The 16,512-nt window shown below is 69.3% G+C and carries 16 protein-coding genes and 1 pseudogene; 8 read left to right on the top strand and 9 right to left on the bottom strand.

Annotation, left to right across the window (positions count from 1 at the left end):
• The first annotated feature begins 40 nt into the window (after positions 1-40).
• From AC3ANX_RS17525 to AC3ANX_RS17515, 3 genes and pseudogenes are all read left to right on the top strand, one after another.
• Positions 41-943: a LysR family transcriptional regulator gene (locus tag AC3ANX_RS17525; protein WP_488334510.1), complete on the top strand. Its 903-nt coding sequence runs from the start codon at positions 41-43 to the stop codon at positions 941-943.
• A 208-nt stretch (positions 944-1,151) separates the two neighbouring features.
• Positions 1,152-2,873, top strand: a pseudogene (locus tag AC3ANX_RS17520) (GAF domain-containing protein); the annotation flags it as partial.
• A 33-nt stretch (positions 2,874-2,906) separates the two neighbouring features.
• Positions 2,907-4,529, top strand: coding sequence for an ATP-binding protein (locus tag AC3ANX_RS17515; RefSeq protein WP_488336986.1), 1,623 nt, complete (start codon positions 2,907-2,909; stop codon positions 4,527-4,529).
• Between the two features lie 64 nt (positions 4,530-4,593).
• On the opposite strand, the gene AC3ANX_RS17510 is transcribed toward AC3ANX_RS17515, so the two are convergent.
• Positions 4,594-5,472: an SDR family oxidoreductase gene (locus AC3ANX_RS17510; RefSeq protein ID WP_488334509.1), complete on the bottom strand. Its 879-nt coding sequence runs from the start codon at positions 5,470-5,472 to the stop codon at positions 4,594-4,596.
• 104 nt (positions 5,473-5,576) lie between these two features.
• Here AC3ANX_RS17510 and AC3ANX_RS17505 point away from each other — a divergent pair, with 104 nt between their 5' ends.
• Positions 5,577-6,464, top strand: coding sequence for a LysR family transcriptional regulator (locus AC3ANX_RS17505; RefSeq protein WP_488334508.1), 888 nt, complete (start codon positions 5,577-5,579; stop codon positions 6,462-6,464).
• A 7-nt stretch (positions 6,465-6,471) separates the two neighbouring features.
• On the opposite strand, the gene AC3ANX_RS17500 is transcribed toward AC3ANX_RS17505, so the two are convergent.
• Complete coding sequence (locus tag AC3ANX_RS17500) at positions 6,472-6,861, bottom strand: winged helix-turn-helix transcriptional regulator (RefSeq protein WP_488336985.1); 390 nt, start codon at positions 6,859-6,861, stop codon at positions 6,472-6,474.
• A 96-nt stretch (positions 6,862-6,957) separates the two neighbouring features.
• Between AC3ANX_RS17500 and AC3ANX_RS17495 the strand changes: the two genes are divergently transcribed.
• Positions 6,958-7,536, top strand: a complete 579-nt coding sequence (locus tag AC3ANX_RS17495; RefSeq protein WP_488334507.1) for an FMN-dependent NADH-azoreductase — start codon at positions 6,958-6,960, stop codon at positions 7,534-7,536.
• 56 nt (positions 7,537-7,592) lie between these two features.
• Here AC3ANX_RS17495 and AC3ANX_RS17490 read toward each other — a convergent pair whose 3' ends face one another.
• Complete coding sequence (locus AC3ANX_RS17490) at positions 7,593-8,102, bottom strand: hypothetical protein (protein WP_488334506.1); 510 nt, start codon at positions 8,100-8,102, stop codon at positions 7,593-7,595.
• 120 nt (positions 8,103-8,222) lie between these two features.
• On the opposite strand from AC3ANX_RS17490, the gene AC3ANX_RS17485 reads away from it, so the two are divergent.
• The gene (locus AC3ANX_RS17485; protein ID WP_488334505.1) at positions 8,223-8,888 is read left to right on the top strand and encodes a response regulator transcription factor; all 666 of its coding nucleotides are present in this window, start codon (positions 8,223-8,225) and stop codon (positions 8,886-8,888) included.
• Entirely contained in the window at positions 8,885-10,252 is a 1,368-nt protein-coding gene (locus AC3ANX_RS17480) for a sensor histidine kinase (protein WP_488334504.1), read from the top strand. The genes AC3ANX_RS17485 and AC3ANX_RS17480 overlap by 4 nt, the downstream gene beginning before the upstream one ends.
• Positions 10,253-10,257: 5 nt before the next feature.
• On the opposite strand, the gene map is transcribed toward AC3ANX_RS17480, so the two are convergent.
• Positions 10,258-11,082 carry a type I methionyl aminopeptidase gene (map, locus tag AC3ANX_RS17475; protein WP_488334503.1) on the bottom strand — a complete coding sequence of 275 codons (825 nt, stop codon included), beginning with the start codon at positions 11,080-11,082 and terminating at the stop codon, positions 10,258-10,260.
• Between the two features lie 66 nt (positions 11,083-11,148).
• Here map and AC3ANX_RS17470 point away from each other — a divergent pair, with 66 nt between their 5' ends.
• A complete protein-coding gene (locus AC3ANX_RS17470; protein WP_488334502.1) occupies positions 11,149-11,904 on the top strand; it encodes a competence/damage-inducible protein A in 756 nt (251 codons plus the stop codon).
• A 70-nt stretch (positions 11,905-11,974) separates the two neighbouring features.
• On the opposite strand, the gene AC3ANX_RS17465 is transcribed toward AC3ANX_RS17470, so the two are convergent.
• The 5 genes from AC3ANX_RS17465 to AC3ANX_RS17445 form a co-directional block, all read right to left on the bottom strand.
• Positions 11,975-12,187, bottom strand: coding sequence for a helix-turn-helix transcriptional regulator (locus AC3ANX_RS17465; protein WP_488334501.1), 213 nt, complete (start codon positions 12,185-12,187; stop codon positions 11,975-11,977).
• Complete coding sequence (locus tag AC3ANX_RS17460; RefSeq protein WP_488334500.1) at positions 12,184-12,603, bottom strand: hypothetical protein; 420 nt, start codon at positions 12,601-12,603, stop codon at positions 12,184-12,186. The genes AC3ANX_RS17465 and AC3ANX_RS17460 overlap by 4 nt, the downstream gene beginning before the upstream one ends.
• 96 nt (positions 12,604-12,699) lie before the next feature.
• Positions 12,700-15,033, bottom strand: a complete 2,334-nt coding sequence (locus tag AC3ANX_RS17455; RefSeq protein WP_488334499.1) for a xanthine dehydrogenase family protein molybdopterin-binding subunit — start codon at positions 15,031-15,033, stop codon at positions 12,700-12,702.
• Positions 15,030-16,010 (bottom strand): FAD binding domain-containing protein, encoded by a 981-nt coding sequence (locus AC3ANX_RS17450; protein WP_488334498.1) that lies wholly within the window; start codon positions 16,008-16,010, stop codon positions 15,030-15,032. The genes AC3ANX_RS17455 and AC3ANX_RS17450 overlap by 4 nt, the downstream gene beginning before the upstream one ends.
• The gene (locus AC3ANX_RS17445; protein ID WP_488334497.1) at positions 16,007-16,510 is read right to left on the bottom strand and encodes a 2Fe-2S iron-sulfur cluster-binding protein; all 504 of its coding nucleotides are present in this window, start codon (positions 16,508-16,510) and stop codon (positions 16,007-16,009) included. Before AC3ANX_RS17445 ends, AC3ANX_RS17450 begins: the two co-directional genes overlap by 4 nt.
• Positions 16,511-16,512: the final 2 nt, after the last annotated feature.

The following is a 16,512-nucleotide window of genomic DNA, read 5'->3' as shown; positions in this document are numbered from 1 at the left end:
AGTCGGCGATTTCAGCACTTAGCGTTCCATACGAAGAACGATGATGAAGACCGATCTCAACGATCTCGCCTACTATGCCGAGGTGGTGGCGCACGGTGGCTTCGCCGCCGCCGGCCGTGCGTTGCGCGAACCCAAGTCGAAGCTCAGCCGTCGCATCGCCGCTCTGGAGGAGCGGCTGGGGCTGCGGCTGATCGAACGATCGAGCCGTCGCTTCCGCGTCACCGACACGGGTCAGGCGTTCTACGAACGCTGCCGCGCGATGTTGGCCGAAGCCGAACAGGCCGAGGCGCTCGTCATGCGGGCGCAGGTCGAGCCGCATGGCCGTATCCGTTTCAGCTGCCCGACGGGTATGATCGAGCCGCTGTCGGGGCTGATCGCATCGTTTCTCGTCACATATCCCAAGGTCCGCCTCCAGCTCGTCGCGACCGACCGCGCCGTCGACCTTATCGAGGAGCGGATCGACTTGGCGCTGAGGGTGCGCAGCGCGCTCACCAGCGACGCGGCGCTGACGATGCGGACGCTCGGCGTCTCGACCCGCATCCTCGTCGCCTGCCCGGGGATCGCCGCCGGCATCGCCCGCGTGGAGCAACTCGCCGACATTCCGGCGCTCGCGACCGACGACGCGGCCGACGATCTCGAATGGCATCTCGAGACGGCGGACGAAAAGCGGGTCGTGCGCGTGGCCCCGCGTCTGGGCTGCGAAAGCATGTCGGCGGTGCGCGACGCGGCGATCGGCGGGCTGGGCGTGGCGATCCTGCCCGACCATGTCTGTCGCGAGGCGCTGATCGCGGGGTCGCTCGTCCGCGTGCTGCCTGCCTGGCATGGGCTGCGCGGCATCGTGCATCTCGTCTTCACCACCCGGCGCGGCCTGCCGCCGGCGGTGCGCGCGCTCATCGATCATCTTGCAGCCGGTTTTCCGCAGGAGGTGGCGGCCCGCGCATAACGGCGTTCGCGCTGCGCGATCCGGGTTGCCGTCGCGCCGCTTGGCGTGCATCGTCACGAACGACAGACTGAACGCTCCGTCCAGCCAATACGCAATGAGAAATGGCGATCCTCTAGGTGCCTGATATGCCGAGTTCTCTTCCCACCTCGCGCTTCGCGGCAACGGCACGGACGATATCGGGCCGGCGGCGTCGCCCGGCGCGACTGGGATGACGTTCCGTGTTCTGATCCTGGCGCCGCAGGGTGGCGATGCCGCCATCGCCGCCGATCTGCTGATCGCGAACGCCATCGACGTGGCGGTCTGCGCGGATGCGACCGTTCTCGTCGAGCGGCTGGCGGAGGGCGCAGGCGCGGTGCTGCTCACCGAAGAGGCTCTGGAGGCGGCTGACGCACAGGCGCTGGCGATGTGGGTGGCAGGACAGCCAACGTGGTCCGACATACCGTTCATCGTGCTGGCCAGCGCATTGCGTTCCGCGCGCAGCGCCGCCGCGACAGATCGCCTCGCCGAACTGGGCAATGTCGTCCTGCTGGAGCGGCCGTTGCATGGCGAAGCGCTGCTGGGCGCAGTCCGGTCCTCGCTAAAGGCGCGGAACCGCCAGTATGAAGCGCGCGCGGCGGCGGCGCTGAGTGCGGCGCAGAACCGCATCCTCGAACTCGGCGTGCGGGAGGCGCCGCTCGCGGTCACACTCGACGCGATCGTTCGCGAGGTGGAGAGCCTGTCGGGCACGGGCGTCCTCGCATCGATCCTGCTGCTCGACGAAGACGGCAGTCGCCTCCGCCACGGTGCCGCCCCGAGCCTGCCGGCGGCGTATAACGCGGCGATCGACGGCATCGCGGTGGGGCCGGACGTGGGCTCCTGCGGGGCGGCGGTGTACCGCAAGCAACCGGTGATCGTCGCCGATATCGCCGCCGATCCGCTCTGGACCGACTATCGCGACCTTGCGCTGGAGCATGGCCTGCGTGCGTGCTGGTCGCTGCCGATCACGTCGGTGCAGGGCGAGGTTCTCGGCACCTTCGCGATGTACCACCGCGAGCCGCGCGCGCCGGTCGCGGCGGACCTCGCGATCGTCGATTTCGTCGTTCGCACCGCCGGCATCGTCATGTCGCGGGCGCGCACCGAAAGCACGCTTCGCGCCAGCGAGGCGCGCTACCGCCAGATCGTCGAGGGGGCGGAGGATTTCGCGATCGTGACGCTCGACGCGGCGGGCACGATCGTCGGCTGGAGCAGCGGCGCGGTGCGGCTGGTCGGTTTCTCCACCAGCGAGGCGATCGGCCAGCCCGGCGGGCTGTTCTTCACGCCCGAGGATCGCGCGGCGCGTGCGCCCGAACAGGAGATGGCACGGGCGGCGAGCGAAGGCCGCGCCGTGAACGAACGCTGGCATCTCCGCAGGGACGGCTCGCGCTTCTGGGGTTCGGGGCTGACCATGCCGCTGGCCGAGGGTGCCGGCGGCTATGTGAAGATCTTCCGCGATCGCACCGGCGAGCATGAGGCGGACGCGGCCTTGCGCGAAAGCGAGTCCCGCCTGCGCTTTTTCGGAGAGCTGGAGGAGCGGCTGTTCGGCGCGGCCGATGCGTCGGACGCGATGCAGGCGGCCGCCACCATGCTCGGCCGCAAGCTCGACGTGTCGCGCTGCGCCTATGCCGATGTGGATGACGACAGCGACCGGTTCTGGATCCGCAGCGACTATAACGCTCCGGGCGTGGCAAGCTCGGCCGGGGTGTATAGCCTCGACCTGTTCGGCCCGCGTGCGGCGGCGGAAATGCGGCTCGGCCAGACGCTGATCGTCCACGACGTGCCCGCCGAACTCGGCCCCGGCGAAGGCCGCGAGATGTTCCAGTCGATCGGCATCGACGCGATCGTCTGCTGTCCGCTCATCAAGGACGGCCGCCTCGCCGCGATGATGGCGGTCCATCACAATCGGCCGCGCACCTGGACGCCGGCCGAGGTCTCGTTGATCCGGGGCGTGGTCGAGCGGTGCTGGGCACATGTCGAGCGGGTTGGCGCGGAGGCGCGGCTGCGGGAAAGCGAGGAGCGGCTGCGGCTCGCGGTGGAAAGCGCCGAAGTGGGTTTCTGGGACGTCGATGTCGTCAACGACCGGCTGATCTGGCCGGCGCGCACCAAGGCCATGTTCGGCATCTCGCCGGATGTCCCGGTGACGATGGCGGACTTCTACGAAGGGCTTCATCCGGACGATCGCGCCGCGACCATCGCCGCGTATCTCGCTGCCGCCGATCCCGATCTGCGCGCGCTGTACGATGTCGATTATCGCACTCTCGGCCGGGAGGACGGCGTCGAACGCTGGCTGGCGGCGCGCGGGCGGGGTGTGTTCGACGCGAGCGGCCGATGCCTGCGCGTCGCCGGAACGGTCCTGGAGATCACCGCGCGCAAACGCGCCGAGGAGGGGCTGCGCGAGCTGAACGCGACGCTCGAACGGCGGGTCGCGGAGGCGGTCGCGGAGCGCGAGGCGGCGCACGAGGCGCTTCGGCAGAGCCAGAAGATGGAGGCGATGGGGCAGTTGACCGGCGGCGTCGCGCATGACTTCAACAACCTGCTGACCCCGATCGTCGGGTCGCTCGACATGCTCCAGCGCAAGGGACTGGGCGGCGAGCGCGAGCAGCGCCTCATCGCCGGCGCGGTCCAGTCGGCGGAGCGCGCCCGCACCCTCGTGCAGCGCCTGCTTGCCTTCGCGCGACGCCAGCCGCTGCAATCGGTCGCGGTCGACGTGGCGCAGCTCGTTTCGAGCATGGGCGGTCTGGTCGAAAGCACCACCGGCCCGCAGATCAAGGTCGTGCTGGATGCGGCGGCGGACCTGCCACCGGCAAAAGCCGATCCCAACCAGCTCGAAATGGCGTTGCTCAACCTCGCGGTGAACGCCCGCGACGCCATGCCCGATGGCGGCACGCTGCGGATTTCGGCGCGGGGCGAGACGGTTCCCGCCGGGCACCGTGCCGGGCTTGCACCCGGAAGCTACGTCCGGCTCTCGGTAGCCGATACCGGCTCGGGGATGGATGAGGCGACGCTCGCCCGCGCGATCGAGCCGTTCTTCTCGACCAAGGGAATCGGCAAGGGCACCGGGCTTGGCCTGTCGATGGTGCATGGCCTCGCCTCGCAACTTGGCGGCGCACTCGCCATCCAAAGCCGGCGCGGGTTGGGCACGAACGTCGAACTCTGGCTGCCGATCAGCACGGAAACGACCGAGGACGCGCAGCCCGCGCCGCGCCAGAGCGCCGATCAGGCGCATCACGGCGTCGCGCTGCTGGTGGATGACGAGGATCTGGTCCGGATGAGCACCGCCGACATGCTGGCCGATCTCGGCTATGACGTGGTGGAGGCGGGCTCGGCCGAAGACGCCTTGCAGACGCTTGCCCGCGCGCAGCCGATCGACATCGTCGTCACCGATCACCTCATGCCGGGGATGACCGGGACCGAACTGGCGCGGCGGATCAGGGCCGACCATCCCGGGCTGCCGGTGTTGCTGGTGTCGGGGTACGCTGAACTCGAAGGCGTCGATGCCACGTTGCCGCGGCTGACCAAGCCGTTCCGCAAGGACGAACTGGCGACGACATTGCTGTCCCTGATTGAATGATCCGGACGCAGCGCTGCCGCCGGCCAGGGACGGCGAGCGGCAGGCGTGGGGCGGGCAGGGTGCGTCAGTCGCCCGGCTGGGCGGCGGTGATCCGGCGCGCGAAGTCGCGGTAGCCGTGCAGCGGCCGCCCGAGCAGCGCGGTGAGCCGCTCGCGGTCGCCGTCCTCGGGGATCATGCCGTCGCTGACGTAGCGTTCGGCCATCAGCCGCATCTCATACGCCATCCACCCGGGCATGAACGTCGCCATGGTCCGCTCGAACCCGCTCGGATCGTCGCCGCCATAGGCGACCGGCCGGCCCAGCACGTCCGACCAGATCGCGGCGATCCATGCGCCGGTCAGCGTCTCGGGGCCGACCAGGTTGATCGTCTCGATCGGCAGCTTGCCGGCTGCGGCCTCGCGACGGACCAGCTCGATCGCGGCGACCTCGGCGATATCGCGGGCATCGACCATCGCGACGCCCTTGCCACCGACCGGCATCGGATAGACGCCATGCTCGACGATCACGTCCTTCACCATCGCATCATTGTCGATGAAGTAGGTCGGGCGCAGGATGGTGGCGCCGAAGCCCATCGCCTCGAGCATCCGCTCCGCACCGGATTTCACCGCGAAGTGCGGCACGTTGACGGCGCGGTCCGCCTGGAACACCGACAGATAGACGACCCGCTCGACGCCCGCCTCGCGCGCGACGTTGAGCGTGAGGATCGCCTGGGTGAATTCATCCCCCGTCACCGCGTTGAGCAGGAAAAGGGTGCTGACGCCGGCGAAGGCGCCGCGCAGCGCGGCGATGTCGAGCAGATCGCCCTGCACCACATCGACGCTGGCCGGGAAGGACGCCTTGGCGGCATCGCGGGTGAGAACGCGCACGTCCGCGTCGCGGCGGACGAGCTGGTCGACGACGTGGCGGCCGACACGGCCGGTGGCACCGATTACGAGAATGGTCATGGGGTTGCTCCTCAATCTGCCTTGCTGGCAGGCGAGAGATGGGCGATCCAAACCCGCGCAAATAGACGCGTAATCTGGACGCGCCGTCTCACAGGTGGAACAGCATGGACTTGCTCGCACTGGCCGATTTCACGCTCGTCGCCCGGCATGGCGGCTTCGGCAAAGCCGCGCGTGCGGCGCGCCGCCCGAAGGCGACCCTGTCGCGGCGAGTTGCCGAGCTGGAGGCGGCGCTGGACCTACGGCTGTTCGAGCGGGGGCAGCGCGACCTCAAGCTGACCGAGGAGGGGCGCGCGCTGTTCGAGCGCGCCGGTGCGCTGCTCACCGAACTGGAGGAGGCGACGGCGGCGATCGCGTCGGGCAGCGAACGCGTGCGGGGGCGGCTGCGGGTGAGCGCGCCGCTGCTGTTCTCGCAGACCGCGATGGGGCGGCTTGCGGCGGACTTCTCGCGCCGTCACCCGGAGGTGCGTCTGGAGGTGACGACCGAGGACCGCGCGGTCGACATGATCGAGGAAGGTTATGATCTCGTCATCCGGGTCGATCCGGCGCCGGACGAGACGCTCGTCGGGCGACCGTTCCTGCACGACCGGCTGGTGGTGGTGGCCGGGCCCGACGTGGCGCGCCCGCCGGGTGAGGCCGTTCCTGCCGTGGTGCGCGGCAGCGACGCCGTGGCACGCTGGACGGTCATCCGCGCGGGCGAACGGTCGGAGATCGCGGTCGATCCCGTGCTGCGGCTTTCGTCGCTGGTGATGATCCGTGATGCGGTGCGCGCCGGGGCCGGCGCCGCGCGTCTGCCGTTGTCGCTGGTCAGCGGGGATATCGCGCGCGGGCGGCTGACGCATTGGGGAGACGTGGCGGGATCGAACATCGCGCTGTGGGCGCTCTACCCATCGCGCAGGCTGCTCAACGCACGGGTGTCCGCATTCCTGGAGTTTCTGCGGCAGGCGTTCCCGCAGGCGACCGCGGAGGAACTCGCCGCCTATCTGGATGGATGAGGCGCGTTCACGCCGCGCGGGATGCAGCCCCGCCGGTGCGGCCCACATCGTAGCGGAGCCGGTTTCCCTCGATCTCGTCGAGATGAACCTCGGCCCAGCCGCCCAGCGCGCGCAGCGGCTCGGCGAGCGAGCGCCCAAGGTCGGTTAGCGCATATTCGACCTGCGGCGGTACGGTGGGGTGAACCGTCCGGCTCACCATGCCATCGCGTTCCAGCGCCTTCAGCGTGCGCGTCAGCATCTGCTGCGAAATGCCGCCGACAGTGCGTTTGATGTCGTTGAACCGGCGCGACCGCTCGGTCAGCACCATCACGATCATCACCGTCCATTTGTCGCCCACGATGGTGAGGACCGTGTTCAACTTGCGGCAATGGGCGTTCGTGCCCGGAAAGGCAGGCATAACCATGTGACCTGGTCCCAGAAATATGCGTTCTTGGCAGCGTAGCTTCGGTCACATAGCTGGTCCTGGTCACAAATCCAGACCGGAGACATTCCCATGAAGCTTCTGCACCTCGATTCCAGCATCACCGGCGAGGCGTCGGCCAGCCGCGCGATCTCGGCCGCGATCGTCGCGCGTTTGCAGGAGACGCATGCGGATCTGGAGATCGCCTATCGCGATCTCGCCGCCGCGCCGCTCCCGCACCTCACGCTCGACACATATATGGCACTCGCCGCCGGTGAGGATGTGCAGCAGTTTCTCGACGCCGATATCGTCGTGATCGGCGTCGGCTTCTACAACTTCTCGATTCCGAGCCAGTTGAAGGCGTGGCTCGACCGTATCGCCGTGCGGGGCAAGACCTTCTCCTATGGCGAGAACGGACCGGTCGGACTCGCTGCCGGCAAGCGCGTCATCATCGCGCTCGCGCGCGGCAACGTCTATGGCGAGGGGTCACCCTTCGTCGCCTATGAGCATGCCGAGACGCTGCTCCGCGCGATCTTCTCGTTCGTCGGCGCGGAGGTCGAGGTGATCGTCGCCGAAGGGCTCGGGCGGGGCGAGGAAGCCCGCCGCGTCGCGATCGCCGAGGCGCTCGATCAGGCGCGGGCCGTCGCGCCGCCCGTCGCCGTCGCGGCGTGAACGCCTGACCGCGACGAAGCCGCCGTCCGCACGTATGCGGCCGGCGGCTTCCTGCATCAGCGTGGTTGCGCGGCCGGTGGCGGCGGCGCGCCCGGGCCGGCAGCCGGTGCGCAACGGTCCCGGTCCGGGCCGCCGGGCGGCGGGCCGTCGTGATCCGGGCCGTGGTGTCCGCGCGGGCCATGCACCGGGCCGACCGCCTCCACCGTGCCGCTCGGGTCGATCAGATACGAAGCGCGCACCTGGCCGTTGTCGTAGCGGCCCTGCACCGTCACCCCCGCGCCCACCCGCACCGCATCGGCGCGCGGACCGGCGTCGATCATCGTCCTGCCGCTGGCGTCCGCCACCACGAAACGGTCGCCAAACACCTCCGCCACGGTGCCGCGGATCGTGACGACGCCCTGACGCTGCGGCAGCGATGCGATCGCGACCGGGCGCATCGGCGCCATCTCGATGCTGGGGCCGCGCAACGCCTCCGCGCCCGCGCCGCCCGCCGCACCAACCGCGAGCAGCAGCGCCGCGCCGATCGCCAGCCGTCCGCGCCCCGATCCGTTTGCAAATCTCATCATCGCCTGTCTCCTTGCTTGTCGATGATCCCTGATAGCGTACGCCTGCCACCACCCCGCTGAACCTTGCGGTTCAGTTTCGGTTTAAGCGGGGGTTCTAGGCGCGGCTGGAAGGGAACGGACATGCGCATCCTGCTGGTCGAAGACGATGCCGCGCTGGCGGAAGGGATCGCGCAGGCGCTGCGCCGCGAGCATTTCGCGGTCGATATCGCGTACGATGGCGAGGATGGCGCGCATCTCGGCGATACCGGCAGCTATGATGCGGCGGTGCTCGATCTCGGGCTGCCGGTGCAATCGGGCATCGCCGTCCTCAAGGCGTGGCGTGGCGCGAAACGTGACCTGCCGGTGCTGATCCTCACCGCGCGCGATGCGTGGTCGGACAAGGTCGAGGGGTTTCGCGCCGGCGCGGACGATTACATGACCAAGCCGTTCCGCGTCGAGGAACTGGTGATGCGGCTGCGCGCGCTGGTGCGCCGCGCCGCCGGCCACGCCGCCGCGACGATCGCGTGCGGGCCACTCGTCTTCGATGCGCAGACCGGCCAGTTCGAACATGACGGCCTGCCGCTGCGCCTGACCGCGCTCGAATGGCGCGTGCTCTCCGCGCTGATGCTGCGGCGGAACGTGGTGGTCGACCGGATGGACCTGCTCGATCGTGTTTACGAAGGCGACGCCGATCCCGATTCGAACAGTCTGGAGGTGATCGTCGGGCGGCTCCGCAAGAAGATCGGTGCGGCGTTGATCGAGACGGTGCGCGGGCGCGGCTATCGGCTGACGGACCAGCCCGCATGAGGCTGCTGCCGCGTTCGCTCTACGGGCGGCTGCTCGTGCTGTCGCTGGTCGGCACGGTGGTGGCGCTGGGGATCGCCACGTTCGCGATCGGCGGCATCCTCGAACGCTTCGTGACGGCGGGGCTGGACGATCGGCTCGATGCGGAGATCGCGCTGCTCGCGGGCGCGGTCCGGCCCGACGGGACGATCGACCCGCAGCGGGCGGTGGTCGCATCGCCCTATGCGGATGTGCGCTCCGGCTGGGGCTGGCGGATCGACGCGCCGGGCGGGCATCGCACCTCGCCCGCGCCGCCGCAGACTGACGTGCCGGCGCGTCCACCTGCGCCTCCGCGTTCGGACGCGCGCGAATGGCATCACCACCGGCCGTTCGATGCCCGCGATAGCGACCGGCCGCAGCCGATCGACTGGCGCGACCGCGACGGCATCGTGCGCCACGGCCGGCGCTTCGTCGTCGCCACCGCCGCCGGGCCGGCGACGATCGTCGCCGCCGCGCCGCGCGCGATCGTGGAGCGGCCGATCCGCGCCGCGCTGGCGCCGCTGCTGGGCGCGCTCGTCGCGCTCGGCGTGACGCTCGGTCTTGCCAGCCTCGTCCAGTTGCGGCTCGGGCTGCAACCGGTGCGGCGCTTGCGTGCCGAGGTGGCGGCGATCCGCGCGGGCGAGAGCGAGCGCCTGCCGGACGATCAGCCGAGCGAACTCGCCCCGCTCGCGGCGGAGCTCAACGCGCTGGTGGCGCAGAATGCGGCGCGGCTCGCCTATGCGCGCAGCCACGTCGCCAATCTCGCCCACAGCCTCAAGACCCCGCTCGCCACGCTGTCGATCGGTTTGCGCGGGCAGGACGACGCGCTGGTGGCGGAGGTCGAGCGGATCGACGGCGCGATCCGCCATCATCTCGGCCGCGCGCGCGCCGATGCCGGCGGGGATGCGGCGCGCGGCGTGGTCGCGCTTGCAGCGGCGGTGGCGGCGCTCGGCGCGGCGCTCGCGCGTATCCATGCCGAGCGCGGGGTGGCGTTCGTGGCGAACGTGCCCGACGATCTTGCCGTCGTCATCGACCCACGCGATCTCGACGATCTGCTCGGCAACCTGCTCGACAATGCGTGGCGCTGGGCGCGCACAAACGTGACGCTCACCGCCGTGCGGGAGGGCGCGGAGGCGCGGATCACCATTGCCGACGACGGGCCGGGCATTCCCGAGCAGGCCCGCGCGGCCGCGCTCGAGCCAGGGCGGCGGCTGGACGAATCGGGTGACGGCCACGGCTTCGGCCTGTCGATCGCGCGCGAACTCGCCGCCTTGCACGGCGGCACGCTCGACCTCGCCGATGCGCCCGGTGGCGGGTTGCTGGCGGCGCTGTCGCTCCGCGCGCGTTAGGCGCCTCAGTACGGCGGGCGGTCGAAGCCCTTGGGGCTGCCGGTGAAGATTTCGCAGCCATCCTCGGTGATGCCGATCGAATGTTCGAACTGCGCCGACAGCGAGCGATCGCGCGTCACCGCCGTCCAGCCATCGTCGAGCAGCTTCACGTCGGGGCGGCCGATGTTGATCATCGGTTCGATCGTGAAGATCATCCCCGGCTTCAACTCGGGCCCGGTGCCGGGGCGGCCGACATGCACCACCTCGGGCGCATCGTGGAACATGCGCCCGACGCCGTGCCCGCAGAAATCGCGCACCACGCCGTAGCGGTGGCTTTCGGCATGGCGCTGGATGACATGGCCGATATCGCCGAGGAAATTGCCCGGCCTGGCCTGTTCGATGCCGAGCATCAGACATTCATAGGTCACGTCGACGAGCCGCTTCGCCTTGATCGGCACGTCGCCGATCAGATACATGCGGCTGCTGTCGCCGTGCCAGCCGTCGAGCAGAGGCGTCACGTCGACGTTGACGATATCGCCCGATTTGAGCGTCTTCTCACTGGGAATGCCGTGGCAGACGACGTGGTTGATCGAGATGCAGCATGAATGCGCATAACCCCGGTAGCCGAGCGTCGCGGGCACCGCGCCATGATCGAGCGTGAAGGTGCGGACCAGATCGTCGATCTCGCCGGTCGTCACGCCGGGCACCATGTGCGGGACGATCATGTCGAGCGTCTCGGCGGCGAGGCGGCCGGCGCGGCGCATGCCCTCGAACGCCTCCGCCCCGTGCAGCTTGATCGCGCCGGTGCGGCCAGTGTCCGTGTCGGCGGTGACGGTGATATAGTCGGTCATCCTGGGGCATATAGCGACAACCGGCGGGCTTTGCGAGATCGCGCAAGTCGGTCTATGCCGTGCAACATGAACGAGCGCATCTGGACCGCCGCGCTGGCGGTGATCGGCGACGAGATCCTGTCCGGCCGCACGCAGGACAAGAACATCGCCCAACTGGCAAGCTGGCTGAACGTGCAGGGCATCCGGCTGGTCGAGGTGCGCGTCGTGCCCGACAAGACCGAAGCGATTGTCGAGGCGGTCAACATCTTGCGCGCGCGCAACGACTATCTGTTCACCACCGGCGGCATCGGCCCGACGCATGACGATATCACCGTCGATGCGATCGCCGCGGCTTTGGGCGTGCCGGTCGTCTATCATCCGGAGGCGGTGGCGGCGCTCGACGCCTATTACGCCACGCGCGGCGGGCTGACCGAAACGCGCAAGCGCATGGCGCGCGTGCCGCAAGGCGCGGGGCTGATCGAGAACCGCATGTCGGGCGCGCCCGGCATCCATGTCGAGAACATCTACGTGATGGCGGGCGTGCCGCACATCACCGCCGGCATGCTCGACGCGCTGACCGGCACGCTCGAAGGCGGCCGCCCGGTGGTGTCGCGCACGATCGGCGCGTGGGTGGCGGAAAGCGAAATCGCCGACCTGCTCGGCGCGACCGAACGCGCGTTCGCGGGCGTGTCGATCGGCAGCTACCCGTTCTTCCGCGACGGCCGCACTGGCGCGAACTTCGTGGTGCGCGCGACCGACCCGGCGCTGGTCGAGGCGTGTCTGACGGAGCTGACGGCAAAGCTGGAGGGGCTGGGCGTAACGGTTACGGCGGGGGGGATCTAGCCGAACGCGCGATTCCCACCCTCTACGTCGCCCGCCCGATCACATCCGTCAGCCGGCTTTCGGCAAATCCTCAATCTTCCTCGCTGAGCCAGAACAGATCTTCCACCCGCTTGTCGAGATCGCGCGCGATCTTCAGCGCCAGCACAGCGGATGGCGAGAAGACCAGGTTCTCGATCGTGTTGATCGTCTTGCGAGACACGCCGACGCGCTGCGCCAGGTCGGCTTGGGTGAGGCCCAGGCGCTCCCGCTCCCCGCGTAGTCCGTTCAACAACCGCTCGGTCATTGATGTGCCGACACGCGTTCTGCGACCCCGAAGCTTATCAGAGCAGAACAGATGCCGACGCTCATGATGATCTGGATGGCGTCTCTAGGTCCGTAATCCTTCACATAGGTCAGAACGTAGCAGACGACGGCTGTGGCGAGCATATTCCAGAAGCCGATCATCAAGGCCCGTCGCCTGCTGACGTCGCTCCCTTCATCATTCAGGATGCCGCGAAGGGCCGTGTTGCGAAACACGCCACTCGCCCAAAGCACAAAGATGACAATGATGACGCCCGTGACGATCCATGTGACCGGCCCGGCACCGCTCGCGTCCATTCGCTGCGTCTGCGTTGCTGCCAGAGCGGTGCCCATGACGATTGCGGCGATCGCCCTGTGCCTGGACAGACGCTCGGCTCGTTCGGCGACGACGGACTGCATGCTGGCGTTCCTTTTGTAACCCTCGGGTTACGCAAGTAACCCAAGGGTGACATCGCGTCAATCGGGCGTGAACGTCGGCTTGCTGGTGCGGCGAGCCTACATCAGCTTGTCCAGCGTGATCGGCAGATCGCGCACCCGCTTGCCGCACGCGTTATAGATCGCGTTCGCCACCGCCGCTGCGGTGCCGGTAATGCCGATCTCGCCGATGCCGTGCGCGCCCATCGGGGTGTGCGGGTCCGGGATGTCGGTCCAGATCACGTCGATCTCGGGCACGTCCATGTGCACAGGCAGGTGATATTCGGCGAGGCTCGGGTTCATGATCCGCCCGGTGCGCTCGTCGAACTGGGTTTCCTCCATCAGCGCGAGGCCGAGGCCCATGATGATGCCGCCGCGGAACTGGCTGCGCGCGGTCTTGGGGTTGAGGATGCGGCCGCAGTCGAACGATCCCAGGAAGCGCGTCACGCGCACCTCGCCCGTCACCGCGTTGACGCGCGCCTCGCAGAACATCGCCGCGTGCGAGTGCATCGACCAGTGCTGCGTCTCCAGCGGCATCGGCGGCTCGGCCACTACCGACACGCTGTCGCGCTGCGCCCGCGCGAGGATCGAGCCGTAGCTTTCGAACCGCTCGGGCTCGTCCGCCTTGCACAGCCCGCCGTCGCGGCTGGCGATCTCGTCGGGCTTTAGGCCCGCAAGCGGCGAATCGTTGCCCGCCGCCTTGAGCAACTCCGCCACCAAGGCATTGTGCGCGGCGATCACCGATGCGCCGATCGAGGCGGTCTGCTGCGATCCGCCCGCCAGCACCACGCCGGGCAGCGTCGAGTCGCCATAGTTGAAGGTGATGTCCTCAAGTCCCAGCCCGAGCCGTTCGGCGGCGACCTGCGTCTGTGCGGTGGCGGTGCCCATGCCCATCTCGTGCGCGGCGATGTCGATGGTGGCATGGCCGTCGCGCGTCAGTGTGATGCGCGCGGCGCCGCCGGGCATGCGGTAATACGGATAGGTGCCGGTCGCGCAGCCGACGCCGACCAGCCACTCGCCGTCACGCGTGGCACCGGGCGTGGCGTTGCGCTTGCTCCAGCCGAAGCGCTCGGCACCGTCGCGCCACGCCTTGTCGATGTGGCGCGCGGAAAAGGGCAGGCCGGAGATCGGATCCTTCTCCGGCTCGTTGCGGAGCCGCAGCTCGACCGGGTCGATTCCCGCCGCCTCGGCCAGCTCGTCCATCGCGACCTCGAGCGCGAAGGTGCCGACCGCCTCGCCCGGCGCGCGCATGAAGGTGTTGCTGAGCATGTCGAGCTCGATCGTGTCGACATGGAGCAGCATCGTGTCGGTCGCATAGGCGCTGCGGGTCGGCAGGATGAACGGCTCGGGCATGGCGTTGGCCGCGGTCTTGGCGGTGACGCCGGTGTGGATCAGCGCGGTGAGCTTGCCCTCCGCATCCGCGCCGAGCGCGACGCGCTGTTCGGTGAGCGATCGCCCGCCGACGATGCGATACACGCCCTCGCGTGACAGCACGAGCCGCACCGGCCGCCCGCTGAGCTTCGCCGCCGCCGCCGCCAGCGCCTGATGCTGCCACAGGCATTTGCCACCGAACCCGCCGCCGACGAACGGCGAGGTGATGACGACCTGATCCTCGGCAATGCCGAACATCTGCGCCAGCGACCAGGCGGTGTGCGCAACGAGCTGCGACGCATCGTGGATGCGCAGGGTCTCGCCCTCCCACAGGCAGGTGACGCCGTGAAGTTCGATCGCATTGTGGTTGTGGCGCGGCGTGCGATAGGTCGCATCGACCTTGACCGGGGCGGCGGCAAGCGCCGTGTCGGCGTCGCCGATCGCGTTGTGGAGCGGACCGCCCATGAACAGGCCGGGCCGGGTGCCGGCGGCGACAGCCTCGGCAAACCCGGTCTGCGCAGGCTCCGCCTCATAGCTGGCGCGGATCAGCGACTTAGCGTGATCGGCCTGTTCCTGCGTTTCGGCGAGGACGAGCGCGATCGGCTGGCCGTTCCAGTGGATGCGGTCGTCCTGAAGGATCGGCAGCGTATCGCCGCCCGCCGCCTTGGGCGAGGACATGAAGGCGGGCGGCGGCGCGAGGCGCGGCGCGTTGCGATAGGTCATCACCGCAACCACGCCCGGCGCGGCTTCGGCGGCGGCGGTGTCGATGGCGGTGATGCGCCCCTTGGCGATCGTGCTGTAGGCGAGTGCGGCGTAGGCGATGTTCTCCACCGCGAACTCGGCGGCGAAACGTGCCGCGCCCGCCACCTTGAGCGGGCCGTCGATCCGCGAAACGGGCTTGCCGATATGCCCGTGCTGGTGCGCGATCAGCGGATCGGGCTTGCCGCCGGGCACCCAGCTATCGGGCGCGAGCGCGACCGCCTTGGCCATCGCGCCTTGTACCAGCCCCTGCGCGAGTTGGCGTGCGTCGCCGATGATGGTCATGCGTCGTTCCCCGTCAGGTCGCCGAGCACCGCGACGACGGTGCGCCGCGCGAGTTCGATCTTGAAGCCGTTGTCGCTGAGCGGACGCGCCTGGCGGAGCTCCGCGTCGATCGCGGCGGTGAAGCTTGCGCTGGTGGCGGGCTGGCCGCGAAGCGCGTCTTCCGCCGCGAACGCGCGCCACGGCTTGTGCGCGACCCCGCCGAGCGCGAGTCTCACGTCCTTGACGATGCCACCCTCGATCTCGATCGCCGCCGCCACCGATACCAGCGCGAAGGCGTAGCTCGCCCGGTCGCGCACCTTGCGATAGGCCGATCGCGCCGCGAACGGCAGCGCGGGCAGCTCGATTGCGGTGATGAGTTCGCGGGGGGCGAGCACCGTCTCGACCTCGGGCCTGTCGCCGGGCAGGCGGTGGAAATCGGCCAGCGGCACGCGACGCTCGCCCGCATCGCTACGCAGGTGGACCACCGCATCGAGCGCGACGAGCGCCACCGCCATGTCCGAAGGGTGCGTCGCCACGCACGCATCCGACGCGCCGAGGATCGCGTGGTTGCGGTTGAACCCGCCACGCGCGTCGCAGCCCTCGCCGGGCGACCGCTTGTTGCAGCGCGATCCCTCGATGTCGTAGAAATAGGTGCAACGCGTGCGCTGGAGCAGATTGCCGCCTGCCGTCGCCATGTTGCGGATCTGCGCGCTCGCGCCCGCGACGATCGCGCGCGTCAGCACCGGGTAGCGCGTGCGGACCAGCGGATGCTCGGCGATTGCGCTGTTGCGCGCGGCGGCACCGATTCTCAGCCCGCCGTCAGTCTCGGTGATCGCGGCGTCGAGCGCGGTGACGTCGACCAGCGCCTCGGGCCGCTCGATCGTCTCGCGCATCAGATCGACCAGATTGGTGCCGCCGCCGAGGAATTTGGCGGCGGGTGCGATCCGGGCGATCGCATCGGCGGCGTCGCTTGCGCGGGCATATTGGAAGGGCGTCATGCCTCGGTCTCCGCAAAGCTTTCGATCGCCTCGACGATGCCGTTGTGCGCACCGCAGCGGCACAGATTGCCGCTCATCCGCTCGCGCAATTCGTCGCGGTCGAGCGCGATCGTGTCGGCGGAGAGATCGCCGGTAACATGGCTCGGCGCGCCGCGTCGCAGTTCCGCCACCATCGCTATCGCCGAGCAGATCTGCCCGGGCGTGCAATAGCCGCACTGGAAACCGTCATGCTCGACGAACGCCTGCTGGAGCGGGTGCAGCGCGCCCGCCGTGCCGAGTCCTTCGATGGTCGTCACCGATCGCCCTTCGTACTGCACCGCCAGCGCGAGGCACGAGAGGATGCGCTCACCGTCGACCAGCACGGTGCAGGCGCCGCACGCACCCTGGTTGCAGCCCTTCTTGGTGCCGGGCAGCAGCAGATCCTCGCGGAGCAGATCGAGCAGCGAGACGCGCGGATCGGCCGGCGCCGCGACGTCGCGCCCGTTGACGATGATGGACAAAG

The organism is Sphingomonas sp. BRN-1R (genome assembly GCF_057748035.1).
The sequence above is the reverse complement of the archived record's forward strand: the minus strand, read 5'-3'. Positions and strand labels throughout refer to the sequence as shown.

Coding starts and splice junctions, on each gene's coding strand:
- AC3ANX_RS17525 (WP_488334510.1), top strand. CDS start 41: ATGATGAAGACCGATCTCAACGATCTCGCCTACTATGCCGAGGTGGTG.
- AC3ANX_RS17510 (WP_488334509.1), bottom strand. CDS start 5,472: ATGACCATTCTCGTAATCGGTGCCACCGGCCGTGTCGGCCGCCACGTC.
- AC3ANX_RS17505 (WP_488334508.1), top strand. CDS start 5,577: ATGGACTTGCTCGCACTGGCCGATTTCACGCTCGTCGCCCGGCATGGC.
- AC3ANX_RS17500 (WP_488336985.1), bottom strand. CDS start 6,861: ATGCCTGCCTTTCCGGGCACGAACGCCCATTGCCGCAAGTTGAACACG.
- AC3ANX_RS17495 (WP_488334507.1), top strand. CDS start 6,958: ATGAAGCTTCTGCACCTCGATTCCAGCATCACCGGCGAGGCGTCGGCC.
- AC3ANX_RS17490 (WP_488334506.1), bottom strand. CDS start 8,102: ATGATGAGATTTGCAAACGGATCGGGGCGCGGACGGCTGGCGATCGGC.
- AC3ANX_RS17485 (WP_488334505.1), top strand. CDS start 8,223: ATGCGCATCCTGCTGGTCGAAGACGATGCCGCGCTGGCGGAAGGGATC.
- AC3ANX_RS17480 (WP_488334504.1), top strand. CDS start 8,885: ATGAGGCTGCTGCCGCGTTCGCTCTACGGGCGGCTGCTCGTGCTGTCG.
- map (WP_488334503.1), bottom strand. CDS start 11,082: ATGACCGACTATATCACCGTCACCGCCGACACGGACACTGGCCGCACC.
- AC3ANX_RS17470 (WP_488334502.1), top strand. CDS start 11,149: ATGAACGAGCGCATCTGGACCGCCGCGCTGGCGGTGATCGGCGACGAG.
- AC3ANX_RS17465 (WP_488334501.1), bottom strand. CDS start 12,187: ATGACCGAGCGGTTGTTGAACGGACTACGCGGGGAGCGGGAGCGCCTG.
- AC3ANX_RS17460 (WP_488334500.1), bottom strand. CDS start 12,603: ATGCAGTCCGTCGTCGCCGAACGAGCCGAGCGTCTGTCCAGGCACAGG.
- AC3ANX_RS17455 (WP_488334499.1), bottom strand. CDS start 15,033: ATGACCATCATCGGCGACGCACGCCAACTCGCGCAGGGGCTGGTACAA.
- AC3ANX_RS17450 (WP_488334498.1), bottom strand. CDS start 16,010: ATGACGCCCTTCCAATATGCCCGCGCAAGCGACGCCGCCGATGCGATC.